This is a genomic window from Proteiniphilum sp., from assembly GCF_034927365.1.
In the GTDB taxonomy this organism is placed as follows: domain Bacteria; phylum Bacteroidota; class Bacteroidia; order Bacteroidales; family Dysgonomonadaceae; genus Proteiniphilum.
On sequence record NZ_JAYFQD010000002.1, the window covers coordinates 1 to 12,844 of the forward strand.

Consider the following 12,844-nt stretch of genomic DNA (forward strand, 5'->3'; position numbering starts at 1 on the left):
GAGGTGGACATTCCGGCATGTTGACCCCTGCAAGTCTTTAATAAAATGCGTATCCAGGGGAGTTTTACAGAGGGGTCAGGATCCCGGAACAGGGGTCAGCTTGTTCCGGAATGAGGGGTCAGGATAAAACGGAATTTGCAATAGATCTCTATAACGATATCCTGCGTCAATTCGGTATCGTCAACCCTTCCCAGGCGGAAGAGTACCGCTCATTCCTCCTGAGTTTACCGATAAGAACACAAATCCAGTTTCTTTCGGCTTTCGAAAATACCCCACTTATTAGCCAGGTAGATGTGATGGACACTTTCCTGAGTGACCTGTATGAAAAAAGAGTGGATATCGAAACGGCAAAATCGAGTTACAAACACCTGATCCCGATCATACTCAAACTACTCGTCAAGGAAAAGGCGCTCGATGAAGCATACCTGTTGCAACCCACCACCAGCGATTTCAGCCTCAACAATGCCCTCACCTCATTAAGCTTCCTTTTCACACAAAAAACCATTGACTATCCCTATCTTATTTTTGAATATTTCATCAAAATAGGTTATACGAGAAACTTATTAACCATTCTGGGATACCAGGAGAATGAGCATGAAAAGGTTGTTTCATTACGGTCTCCATCCATTGAGGGATTATGTAAACATGCTTCCATTTTTAGTGACGCAAGCTTAAAAAGCATAGCCTGCTATATCACTTCATACTTACAGGCCGTGCTGGACAAAGATAAAAAGGAAAAGAACTCGTTCGGAATGATAAAATTCCCAAGAAAGGAAGTCTACAAGATGCTTAAGCTTCGAAAGGAGAACGGGAGCATGCGTACCGGAAAGTCCTCGTTCATCTTCGAGAGGGAGAATGTAATCGCCTCTTTTCCCCTGAGCATATCGCAGCATAACAGAAGAAACGAGGGATTCGCCATTTATTCGGTATATGTCTTGCTGGGAACGATCGGAGAATTAATAAAGAAAGTGGAGGTACAGGATACATTGAACGGAATATACGAACTGTCACAGATAAGATCGTATCCCATGCCCCTCTTCGGTGACTCATCTTCCACCGGTACCAGTGACATAGAGGGCCCATTCGATCTGGAAAATACATTGGAGGAAGACTCGTTCTCCTTCCTGTTACCTTCCATTCAAAGATGGATAGATGCATATCCCAAAAGTGACATGTACCTCTCTCCCCAGTTATTGGGAAAAATAAGCAATCGCTTCTTTGATGCCTTGAGCCATATCGAAAACAGGGAAACGTCAAAGCATCTGGGTGACAGCATGCACAAGAGGATCATCGTGTTGATGAATTCAATCCTGGTGGAAGATGTCAAGGAAAATTTATGGGACAGGGTGATATTGAATATCAACAGCCCGATAAACAGCAATGAGATTTTTTTCAGGAATATGCATAAATTGAATAATTTCCCTGATATCAATCATAAATTGTTGTTCTCACGCTGGATGCTTTCCTGTCCGTTACTGCTCCTCTACCTGAATAGGGATAATGATCACCTGCTCGAAGTAATTGAAAAATTTTCTCAAGGTTATCTCGATGAAGAGACAATCGAAACCATTAAAACCTACTCGGTATATGGATTCTTTTCCTCTATTGTCTCGTAAAGGGTCAAGAAAATATAAGATTGCCTGAAATGGCTGTTTTGGTGATATCATGTTTCTTGATAGGATATCCACGGTACATTGGGAGGAATTTATTCAAAAGAAATTTTCCGTGTTGTAATTGATATATAAGTGCCCGTAGAACTACCCTTTTATCTATTCCATCAAGAAAAACCAAAAATAACCTTTCAATCCTAAACTATTTTTTGTATTTTTGTACAGAATGAGGATGTTATGGAAAAGAAGGTATTAACTCAATTTTTGTCCCAATTAGGAATTGGAGACCTTGTTTCCTTCAAAAACAAAGAGGGCAAATATTGCTCTTGCCTACACTTTGACGTACAAAATAAGTTAGCACAGATAAATCCGGATGCCATATATCTCTTCAATCATCAGCCCTTGATCCTTTTCTTCGATTTATCAGACAATACAGACAAAAGCAGGGAAGAGGATACCCACAAAAAAATATGGTCTTTCGACAACTCTCCTATCGCCTTCATCGTCAAAAATAACGAGATAAAGATCTATAACGCGCTAAACTACCTGAAAGAAGAAAAGCAATTAGAAGAATTAAAACTTGACAACGAAGGAATAATTGAAAAGTTCTCTCTCTGGAATTTACAGAGTAATGGGTTCTGGAAATGGTTTCAAGAAGAATATATAGAGAATAACAGAAGAAAAGAAACCAAGAAACGTGCCAACGAGCGGTTATTCCAGAATATAAAAGATGTAAGAAACGCTTTGATCGATAGAGAAAGCGACCCTGAAGGGAGTATTCCCAATTCTCTTATCTTGAGATTAATTTTTATTCGATATTTAATCGATAGGAATGTTGAAATAGACAACGATTTTATTCCGGGTAAAGACATCCACACAAGACGTGCCAGTTTCAGCAACTTAATAAGAGATTATGACAGGTTGTCGCAGTTGTTCGCCATACTGAACAGCAGATTTAACGGGGTTCTATTCAAGGATATAGATATAGATCTTACACCGGTACAAGCTGGAGCTTTATCGGATATTTTTAGCGGTGAGATACCTGAAGAAGGGACTTTATTTTACGGAAGTGACTTCTATTTCGACATATTCGATTTCTCCATCATTCCCGTGGAGGTGATTTCCGGAATTTACGAATCATTGATTGATCCGGAAACAAGAGACCTCCAGTCGGCCGTTTATACATCTTCTTTTTTGGCCGATTATATTTTAAATGACACGGTTGATATTTACCTGGAACAGCACAAGGTTTCTGAATGTAAAATCTTCGAAGTGGCAGTCGGATCCGGTGTCTTCCTGGTCCAGTCCCTGAGGAGGATGATCGAGAAAGAGATCGAACTGAACGGGAATGCAGACAATAAAGCTTTCAGTGAACGCATCAGGGATATAGCCAAACGGAATTTATATGGTGTCGACATTAACAAGGAAGCATTGAAGGTTACTTGCTTTTCAATATACATTGCCTTATTGGATTACCAGAAACCTAAAAATATAAGTATCTATCAATTTCCAACCTTATTGGATGAGAATCTATTCGAGGCTAATTTTTTTGATACGAATCATCCATTTAATCAGGTTATCAATACAGAGAAACCTGGTTATATCCTGGGAAATCCGCCATGGAAAAGCAGTAAAGATGAATGCCATGTAGAATGGCTCAAAGCCAAAAAGAAAACGGTTGGCGGATTTGAAATTGCTCAGTCTTTCCTCCTAAGAACCAAGGACTTCATGGATGACAACACGAAAGTTGCGTTGATTGTTACCAGTACAATATTCTACAATGTTTCTACAACAACCCGGACGTTTAGGAAGGAATTCCTTACCACATACTGCTTGACTAAATTCTTTGATTTATCTCCGGTCCGACGCTTGATATTTGAAGAAAAAAACAGCCCCGCCAGCGTGGTTTACTACCAATTATCGAAAGGTGAGAGTTATGTAAACAACATGGTAAATCATCAAGCCGTCAAGATGAATTACTTTCTCAAACATTTCAAGATGTTCGTGATTGAGAAGTTTGATAGAAAAATGATTCCTCAACGACTTTTTTTAGAAAACGACTGGATGTTTAAAATCGCATTGTATGGTAATACTTTGGATTTTAATTTTATAAAAAGACTCAATGAAAAAGGGAACAGATTACGCGATCATCTAAACAACTGTGCCAAGGGAGCTGGTATTCTAAGTGGCAAGAAGGAGGATTATCCACTTTATAAACAAATAATAGGTAGAGATTTAATATTGAATGGCCAAGTCAATAGATATTTCTCAAGTGTGAATACTCCACATAAAATATCGGAAGAAGAAGCATATTTAAAAAGCGGGAAAATTGCCAACTTATACGAAGGACATCAAATATTATTCAAAGAACAAACGAAAGACGAAAGTTATCTAGCTGTTTCATTGACAGATAAGGCTTATGTGTTCAAAAAGGGTGTTTTCGGTATCAGCTCTTTTGACTATGAATATATAAAGAACCTTTATGCTTTATTTATTTCCAGCTTATATACATACTATATTTATGCTGTTTCAGGATCATGGGCAACATCTACAAGGCCTCAGATCAGGTGGAAAGAAGAATATTTATCTTTTCCTTTTATAGAGCCTGACCTTCCGATAAAAAATAAATTAAGCATCCTGGTTGACAAATTTATAGCGCCTTATAAGGAGTTCTATAAACCATTCAACTTGGGAGAACCTTTTGAAAACGTATCATTATTGTCTCAAATTGATGAGATTATCAATGAACTATATGAGATAAGAGAATACGAAAAAGATCTTATTGACTATGTGCTTACTGTTTCAAGATATCAATTCCAGGAGAGCAAAATAGATTTAATCACAAATTTCACGTATGGTGATAAGACTCATTACAGGAATCATAATCTTGTGATGGAAAGATATGCGGAAGTGTATCTGCAAGAATTTGAAAAAATTTATCCCAACGAACATCTGCAGGTGGAGGTGTATATATTACATCACTTTATCGCCATGAATTTCGTGTTTTATGCGGAGAAGGTAGATAAAAAGATAATTTTTCCGGAAAATAAGAACGAGTTCGAGGTATTAGAACGGTTAGCGGACAATTTAAGCTTGTCGGAAGTAGCGAGTACTACAGATCCTGAAAAGAACCTGTTCATTCAAAAAGATATCAAAGGTTTTGATAAAAATTCATTCTATATAATTAAACCCAACGAGTATAAATCGTGGCACCGTGCCATGGCATGGTACGATATTGCAGAGTTTAAATCCAAGATAGAAGAAGCTGAACTTACTACTCATTTAAATAATAAGGAAAATGAGTGACGCTTCTACATTTATATCCAATAGGAAATATTCCATCACAGAAAATAGGATAAGAAATATTTTCTGGTATATTGGAGAATGCTATACCTTACTTCTGCTCAATACCAAAATACCGTATTCGATAAGCGAGGTAAGAAAATCCACGACAATCCATTTCGAGGATTTTTTAAGATTCAGGTTGGTAGAGGATTATCTTGTCAAGAACAAAGAACTTTTGAAACAAAGAACTTCGACATTGGACGAGATCAATTTTACCGCGGAAACGCAGAAGGAATTTATCGATATAGAAGACAACAAGCAGAAGGTTGATAAAATAGACATTTTTATCAACAGGTTAGGACTTTCCAACACGTGGGGAGAACCTGAAGAGAAAATCTATTTTGCCATTGAGTGTAAAAGAATCAGAGAGTTACACGATACAATCCAATATCTTGGTGATATAGAGAAATTCACCAAAAGAGCCTATATTGATATTAGATTACCATTCGAGGGTCAGTTAGGATTTATTGAAAATAGCTCAATATCCCATAAAGAGGTAGTAAGTAATATTAATTCAAAACTTCAAAATAACAAAAAGATCACGACAGATTTGTTACTGGAAAATTGTGTGCTAAACCAAAATATCGAGAGCACTTATATATCAAAACATAAAAGAAATATACACATCCAAGAGTCTTTTTCTATCTACCATCTGTTTCTGGATTATTCCACTATTGTAACAGACTGATATAATCAAACATTATTTTACACGATCTTTCTCTCCACGGCATATTTTATCAGGGCGGCGGTATTGGGCACCTCGAGTTTGGTCATGATATTCTTACGGTAACTTTTCACTGTTTCATAGCCGATACACATGATGTCGGAGATGGTGTTCATGGTGTGCCCTTCTGCAATGAGACGGAGCAATTCCCGCTCGCGCCGGGAAAGGGAGATGGCGTCCTCCTTTTTGGTGCGTAACAGCAAATCGACCTCTTCACACAGGAACCGCTCACCGAGGGCCACCGTACAGATCCCCTCGATTATTTCCTCGACGGTGGAGTTTTTCAGGACATAGCCCAACGCACCGTTTTCGAGCGATTGGGTGATGACATTCAACTCGCTGTAGCTCGTCAGCATCAATATCTTTATATCGGGATATCTCTTCAGTATCCGGGCACAGGCATCGATGCCACTGCCGTCAGGCAGGCCGATATCCAGCAACAACACTTCGGGGGTGAAACCGGCAAGCATCCTCCAGCACTCTTTCAGCGAACAGGCCGTACCGGTAATCCGTGCTACACCCGAATCGTGAATGATCCTCTCCAACCCATCTACTACCAATGGATGATCGTCAACTATCTGTACCCGTATCATTCCCTTTGATCTTTAATTCCACATGCACTTCCGTCCCTTCCTTCTCCGCAGAAAAGATATCTATATTACCTCCGAGCGCAGCTACCCTCGTACGGATATTCTGCAACCCCGTACCGGCTGTGGCGGCCGAAGTATCAAAACCCCTCCCGTTATCTTCCACTGTCAACGAAATGCGGTCCCTGTCCTGTACGATATGTACCAGGATATGGGTTGCGTCCGAATATTTCAACGCGTTTCCCACCAACTCGTGTACAATGCGGTATACGACTATTTCCAGCTGGCTATCCAGACGATCCTCTTCACCGAACCAGGCAAACTCGATTTTTTCAACGGTGCGGCAAAAATCGGACAGGGCGACTTTTAACCCGTAACGGCCCAACGATTCCGGCATCAGATGATGGGCCACCCGCCGCAATTCACGCAACGACTCGTCGAGCAGGCCCATGATCCGGTTGATACCTTCCACGCCCGGGAACTCCAGCAAAGCCCCGTTTTTGAGTTCGCTCATATTGATTTTCGCTGCCGAGAGGATACCTCCCAGCCCGTCGTGCAGATCACGGGCAAGCCGGGAGCGTTCCTGCATCTCACCCTCAAGCACGGAACGTGTGGCCACCAGTTGTTTCTCCTGTTCCAACTGTTTCAGTTGCAATTCGGTCTTGCGTCGTTTCTGCCGTGACCAGAGAAAGAGGAAGAGCAATGCCAGTATCCCCGACACCATGGCCGCGCCGCCGATAATGCTGATCAGAAGGATCGATTTATGCCTTTGGTTAAGCAATTCGATCTGGGCCTCTTTTTGTCCGGTCCCATATTTTATCCTGAGTTCCTCGTTATTGCGCAGGATATTGTCGCCCAGAATCACGTCGCCAAGGGAATCGACCTTAAAAAGCATTTTTTGACTTTTCACGAAATCCCTCTCATCAAGAAGGGCCAGCTCGGCAAGCACCTGGTAGCATTTACGTTCTTCTTCGATCCACTGCTGCTCCCGGGCGATCGTCAACGCCTCTGCAACGCATGCCCTGGCTTTTTCATAATCGCCTTTATAGAGCTCGCAGTAAGCGATTGCCCTGAGGCTTATCAGATATCCGGTTATGTCGCCGATGGAGTCATGCAACGCAAGGGATTCCCAGGCATATTTTTCCGCGGTTTCATAATCAAATTTTTGCAGATAATGATCTCCAAGATTATTCAACACCGATGCTTTCATATCTATGTAACCGGTTGCTTCCGCTATCCGCAACGCCTCCGTGAGGCATTCCAGATGCTTTTCCCACTTCCTTGGAAAAATATTGGCATAAAGTACTGACAGATTGAGTAGTATATGCCCGCGGATGATATCGTCGGGATAATCCTTCATCAGCTCCAGCGCTTTTTCACCGTACGGGATCCCCTGGTCGGGCTGTTCGGTATGCCGGCAGAAGGTTTGCATCACATCGTACAAGGCTGCGAGGTTTTTCGGGTTTCCCGCTTTCTCGAAATAGGGAAGCGCCTCGATATAATATTCCAGGGCCGTATTGTAAAGACGCTTATAGTGATAGACGTTACCGGTATTGACCAGCACTTTATTGATTTGCTCTTCATCGCCGATCTCACGCGCCAGCTCCAGTGCCTGCAAGTTGATGACAAGAGAAGAATCGAGTTTTCCTTCCAGGTTAAGCAGGTAGGTATAATTGGAGGCGAACCGGATACGCCCGACCGGATAGTCGATCTTCTCGCTGAGTTCGCCTGCCGTGCGGTAAATCCTTTTCGCCGCCTCGTGATCCTGTAACTCCACTTTGTAGCCGAGTTCGTAAAGCCGGTTGATAACGGCCGTATCAGGATTCGCTCTCGCGGCCTGAAGGATCGAATCGATATTTTGCCCGTACAAGTGCATACAGGCCACTGATAACAAGAGGATGAAAGTCATATTCTTCATTGCGGTCACTATATCCGGTTAATGTAAATTTTTTTGTAAAGATATACTATTTATTCAATATCTATCAAGGTATCATTGTTATATGTTTAGCCATTCAACGTTACCTTTTCGGGAAGATCTAAGGAATTGAGGGTAAAGACAATCCCGCATCGAAGTTGATTGCAGGCCCCCCTTCAGCTGCGAACCGTCCGCTGACCTCCGCTCCCGAAAACCCTCCTAATCCGGCTTTCAGGGTGCTGGTAAACGCCACATCTTTGCCTGTGATGCTGACTTTGCTGATGATGCCGGTTGCATGGATACCGAAGCCGGATTTTTTCCTGGGTTTTATTACCGTTCCCAGTCTTCCAGCGGGGGCGGAGGCGGGTCGATGGTAGAAGTGGCTTTCACATTGGCGATACTCCTGAACTCCAACGTCACATGTATCTCGATGGTTCTCCCGTTACCCTCTTCATAGGATTTGCCGGTCAGGATGAACGACCGGATGCCGCCCGAAGGGTTGAGGAAATATTCATTCAGTGGAAATTCGTCAATCAGGGGCGGGGTAACATGCTCCTCGTATTCCCGGTCGGATATCTTCCCCTGTACATTTACCGACACCTCGTTAGTGTAAGGTTCAAGCTTCATCAGTCGGTCGTCCCACCTCAGCATCCGCCCGTTTCCCGGGATGGGTTTTGCGAAATGCTCCGTATAGGTTGATACGTCCAGCGCAACGGCATACTTCCTGTGTACCGGCCTTAATACCGGCTCAGGGTCATTTTCGTCCATTTCATAATAAGGGTGGATTCCCATCCTGATGGTTTGCTTGTCGTTGATTCCCGCCGCGCGGTAATCGAGCGTCTTCACGTACTTTTTACCATCACGGGAGAAATCCTTGTAGTCCCATTCCGTCCGTTCGATGTTTACCTGCAAAGGGCACCGTTTCCGGAATACCACTTTAAAATTGTCGTCCTTTACCTCATAATCGCTGCTGGCGACAAAAACGGGGGTGTGCCCTTTATCCCTTAAATACCACCAGTAGCCAGGATCGGATGCAATTTCTTCAATTCTTCCCCTCACCACATCCCCCACCAAAGAGCCTTTTATCTGCATGATCTCCTCCCATTTTGGCGCAGGAATCCTGTCCGAGGGAGAGGTGTTGACCGTACGCACTTCGATGTTTACCCTCACTTCGTAGCACAGCGGGTATTTCACTTCTTCCTTTTTGCTGACGGTAACGGTGCAGATGGCTCTTTTGGCTCCGCGGTCGGCATAGGCGGTGATGACGGTGGTACCCTCCACGGTACCGGCATATACCCTGCCATCCCGCTCGAAAGCGATACGGGCATCTTCGCTTGTACAGAAATCTATTTTTGCCCCGGCAGGCAGAATGGTAAACTTCAGCGGGGCGCTTTCCCCCATTTTCAGTTTCATCCTGGTGGGGCTGATAGAGAGTGAATCCACTTTCTGCGCGGGCGGCCTGGCGGATTGCCCCAAAGCCGGTGCAACTGCGAGCAGTAGCGCCACCATCACCGGCAGCCATTGAACTTTCCCGAAAGGAAACGCCGTCCGGGGGGATTTCAAACCGTGATATTTTGCTTTTTTCATTGATTTAAAGTGTTTTAATTTCACCTATTAACAATATTATCCTACTTAATCCCTACTTGCAAAGCGGTACTTGGCAGCATTCGTTTCGGGGTCGAGCGAAGGTTTTTCGCCTTCAAGGCTGAAAAGCACATAATCTCCAAACTCGTCCTTGCCGAATTCAAAATAGTCGGACTGGTCGGATTGGGATTTTTTATCTTTCCATGTTTTGCCTCCGTCCGTACTCTGTTCGCCGACCTGCTTGGAAAAAGTAATCACGTTATCCTTCACGGCATATTTTCCGGTAATGGAAGCAGCCCATGTGCCGCCGTATGGGCCGTTCCACACTATCATCTCTGCAAAAGTGCCATCCGCCTTGAAGTAGTAGATCATTCCCATCCCCGCGGCGCCTTCGTATCTGCCGGTAAGGGTATTGTAACGGCCACCCGATATACTACCGGAGAACCATGTCCCAACAAAGCGGAGATTCCACTTGTCCACCTTTCCACACCTTCCCACTTTCCCACATTCCCACTTTCCCACTTTCCCACTTTCCCACTTTCCCACTTTCCCACTTTCCCAAATTGACTAATAATCAACAATCTCCACACCTTCTGGTATTTCAAACTTGTCCGCCGGAGGTGCTACGGTTTCTATTTTGGTTACTTCGGTAGTCACAGGCATTCCCATGGCTTCGCCTTTCATTTTCATCATCAGGTTACCGTAAAGCAGGTATTCCATACCCAGACTGTTTTTGTCACTTTTCAGCCGGTATTTTTTACACGGATATCCCATAAAGGTTTCTTCGCCGAGAAGCTCTATGTTCATCTCTCCCAACATTTCTTTGGATATTTTTTCCATATCCATGCCCATCGGGCTGATAGCCGGCGGCCGGTTGAAATGAACGCCCGTTTTCTTTTCGAGGTCGATTTTCCAGTAATCTTTACCTTTGGTGATCTCGATTTGCCTGTCTACCATTTTTTCTCCCATCATCTCCATTTCGATCACGGTTTCGGTGGCTTCCCATTCGCCCCACTTGTCGAAATAGACCACGGGGTTACTTTCTATTCCCATGGCACTAGTTTTCTGGTAAATAATCCCTTTTTCAAAAGGGTATTTTTTTGCTTTGGCATCCGCCTTCATTTCGGTAACAGGTGTATCCTGCCCGTCCTCGCTTTTGCTTTTCCTGTTGCAGGTGCAGAGTATCACAAGTGCAAAGCAGAGCATTGCAAATAAAATTGATTTGTTTCTCATCTGTTTGAAAAATTAAGTTTTTATTCCTCTATATTAAGTTTTATCCATCAATAGTAAATAATGGTTGATCATTGCAGGATACATTGTTATAGCTGCCCAAGGGTAGTCTCAGAGACCAATTGCGCTGCTCTTTTCGCCAGATCATCTGCTTTTCCTGGATCTTCGCCATATTTCACAGTCAGTGTGAATAGTTTGAAGAGGCCGCCGTCATCTTCGCACATGCCATAATTAAGCGCATTCGTAATATTTCTCACTCCTGATAGTATCTCCATCCGAGTCCATGCAGAGTGTCTGTTGTATGATTCCTGCACCCCACGGGTATTCGTTCAATTGTGGCGGATCGGTTTCACAGTTTACGGTCGAATTCTCTTTATTCATTTCGGCTTTGCGCTCACTGCTTCACAAATTAACTTCTTTCATTTGCTTCGCGACTCGGCAAAGCTCGAACAAGTTCGGCTTTGCGCTTATTGTCCTACAAATTAACTTCGTTCATTTGCTTCACGACTCGGCAAAGCGCAAACAAGTTTGCGCTTTGCGCTCACTGCTTCACAAATTCTACGCGGCGGTTTTTGGCACGTCCCTCATCGGTACTGTTATCGGCTATGGGTGAATTCTGCCCTTTGCCCACAGCTTGTAGCCGATCTTGTGCAATACCCATTTCTATCAACTTATTCATCACGGCTTTCGAGCGTTCATCCGAGAGTTTTTGATTTAGTTCGGCTCCTCCGGTGGAGTCGGTATGTCCTTCCACAGAAAAGCGTAAATCCGATTTCTCGTTCATCAATACGACGATACGGTTCAATTCGCCGTATGATTCGGGCTTGATGGTAGCCTTGCCCACATCGAAGGTAATGCCATAACTGATAAACTTGCCATCGTTTATCATGCGGTCGTAAAGCGGAACAGCTCCCTTTGCCATACGCATATTCGTAATGGCCATGGTGCCGGGAGTCATCCCACCCCAATTGCTCGCGTCGATTGCCAATGTCTTAGGTGCGGCTACGTTGGGGATATTTATCACCCTGATCCCGTTTACGTATGCTTTGAATGCCCGTTGATTGAAGGAAACGGAAAAATGGTGCCAGGAGTTTTCGTTTATCTCAAACTCACCTTCTCCCCGTCGTTGTTCTCCCGAAGGAGTCCTGAATATCCACGATATTTTACCTTTGTGTTCGGATATGAGATCACCGAATCTCAAATAGATCAAGTCATCTCCGGAATAGTGTGTTTTCCCTTGGTAAAAGCCCAGTTCATACTGCTGGTCAAGTTTACTTTTTTTATCGTTTATCCAGAAGTCAAATTCTACCGTAAACACATCGGGCAGATAATTGGACATATCTTTCATCAGCGGAGCGATACGTGCGCCCGCTTCAAAATTGATCGCCTTTACGCCATCAATTTCAGCTACTTCCGAAACGCCATTTATCAAATCCCATTGTGAAGGAAATTCTCCCATTTTTTCATTGGCAAGATTGTCCTCGAAAAAAATTTCATCGCCCGGCACAAAATCCGATTTCATATAGGCCATGGTGACCGACTTGGTGTCCCCACCCTGCTTATCACCGGTAGATTTTCCGGTTCCGGCCTGTTCTGCTTCTGTTTCCGTCTCTTCATCCGTTTCGGTATTTTTATCTTTTTCCGACCCTTTATAAGTATCTTTGTCGGTTGCCTTATCTACGGCTTTACCGACTGCCTGTTCCGTTTTCTGTTCGGCTTTTCTCTCTATGGTACGCTTAGCCGAATTTTCCACTTTTTTCCCTACTTTATCGAGCCAGCTCTGGGCGTTCGCTTGCGTAACGGCAAGCAGGATCAGGGAAATAAATAATAGTAACTTTTTCATGATGCT

At 43.5% G+C, this 12,844-nt stretch carries 12 protein-coding genes; 4 read left to right on the plus strand and 8 right to left on the minus strand.

Annotated features, from left to right (window positions below; all coding sequences use genetic code 11):
• Window positions 1–110 precede the first annotated feature (110 nt).
• The 3 genes from VB073_RS00635 to VB073_RS00645 all read left to right on the plus strand — a co-directional run bounded on the left by VB073_RS00635 (window position 111) and on the right by VB073_RS00645 (window position 5,643).
• A complete protein-coding gene (locus VB073_RS00635) occupies window positions 111–1,616 on the plus strand; it encodes a hypothetical protein (protein WP_323402204.1) in 1,506 nt (501 codons plus the stop codon).
• Between the two features lie 231 nt (window positions 1,617–1,847).
• A complete protein-coding gene (locus VB073_RS00640) occupies window positions 1,848–4,916 on the plus strand; it encodes an Eco57I restriction-modification methylase domain-containing protein (protein ID WP_323402205.1) in 3,069 nt (1,022 codons plus the stop codon).
• Between the two features lie 214 nt (window positions 4,917–5,130).
• A complete protein-coding gene (locus tag VB073_RS00645; RefSeq protein WP_323402206.1) occupies window positions 5,131–5,643 on the plus strand; it encodes a hypothetical protein in 513 nt (170 codons plus the stop codon).
• Between the two features lie 17 nt (window positions 5,644–5,660).
• Here VB073_RS00645 and VB073_RS00650 read toward each other — a convergent pair whose 3' ends face one another.
• Entirely contained in the window at window positions 5,661–6,272 is a 612-nt protein-coding gene (locus tag VB073_RS00650) for a response regulator transcription factor (RefSeq protein WP_323402207.1), read from the minus strand.
• The gene (locus tag VB073_RS00655; RefSeq protein WP_323402208.1) at window positions 6,250–8,184 is read right to left on the minus strand and encodes a sensor histidine kinase; all 1,935 of its coding nucleotides are present in this window, start codon (window positions 8,182–8,184) and stop codon (window positions 6,250–6,252) included. Before VB073_RS00655 ends, VB073_RS00650 begins: the two co-directional genes overlap by 23 nt.
• Before the next feature lie 155 nt (window positions 8,185–8,339).
• Between VB073_RS00655 and VB073_RS00660 the strand changes: the two genes are divergently transcribed.
• Window positions 8,340–8,558, plus strand: coding sequence for a hypothetical protein (locus VB073_RS00660; protein ID WP_323402209.1), 219 nt, complete (start codon window positions 8,340–8,342; stop codon window positions 8,556–8,558).
• Here the strand turns inward: VB073_RS00660 and VB073_RS00665 are convergent.
• The 6 genes from VB073_RS00665 to VB073_RS00690 form a co-directional block, all read right to left on the minus strand.
• The gene (locus VB073_RS00665; RefSeq protein ID WP_323402210.1) at window positions 8,512–9,768 is read right to left on the minus strand and encodes a hypothetical protein; all 1,257 of its coding nucleotides are present in this window, start codon (window positions 9,766–9,768) and stop codon (window positions 8,512–8,514) included. The genes VB073_RS00660 and VB073_RS00665 overlap by 47 nt on opposite strands.
• Before the next feature lie 45 nt (window positions 9,769–9,813).
• Window positions 9,814–10,311 carry a hypothetical protein gene (locus VB073_RS00670; RefSeq protein ID WP_323402211.1) on the minus strand — a complete coding sequence of 166 codons (498 nt, stop codon included), beginning with the start codon at window positions 10,309–10,311 and terminating at the stop codon, window positions 9,814–9,816.
• A gap of 21 nt (window positions 10,312–10,332) precedes the next feature.
• Window positions 10,333–10,998, minus strand: coding sequence for a hypothetical protein (locus VB073_RS00675; RefSeq protein ID WP_323402212.1), 666 nt, complete (start codon window positions 10,996–10,998; stop codon window positions 10,333–10,335).
• A gap of 86 nt (window positions 10,999–11,084) precedes the next feature.
• Window positions 11,085–11,270 carry a hypothetical protein gene (locus VB073_RS00680; protein WP_323402213.1) on the minus strand — a complete coding sequence of 62 codons (186 nt, stop codon included), beginning with the start codon at window positions 11,268–11,270 and terminating at the stop codon, window positions 11,085–11,087.
• On the minus strand, window positions 11,227–11,376 hold the full coding sequence (locus VB073_RS00685) for a hypothetical protein (RefSeq protein ID WP_323402214.1): 150 nt from the start codon (window positions 11,374–11,376) through the stop codon (window positions 11,227–11,229). The genes VB073_RS00680 and VB073_RS00685 overlap by 44 nt, the downstream gene beginning before the upstream one ends.
• Before the next feature lie 160 nt (window positions 11,377–11,536).
• Window positions 11,537–12,838 carry an OmpA family protein gene (locus VB073_RS00690; protein ID WP_323402215.1) on the minus strand — a complete coding sequence of 434 codons (1,302 nt, stop codon included), beginning with the start codon at window positions 12,836–12,838 and terminating at the stop codon, window positions 11,537–11,539.
• Window positions 12,839–12,844 lie beyond the last annotated feature (6 nt).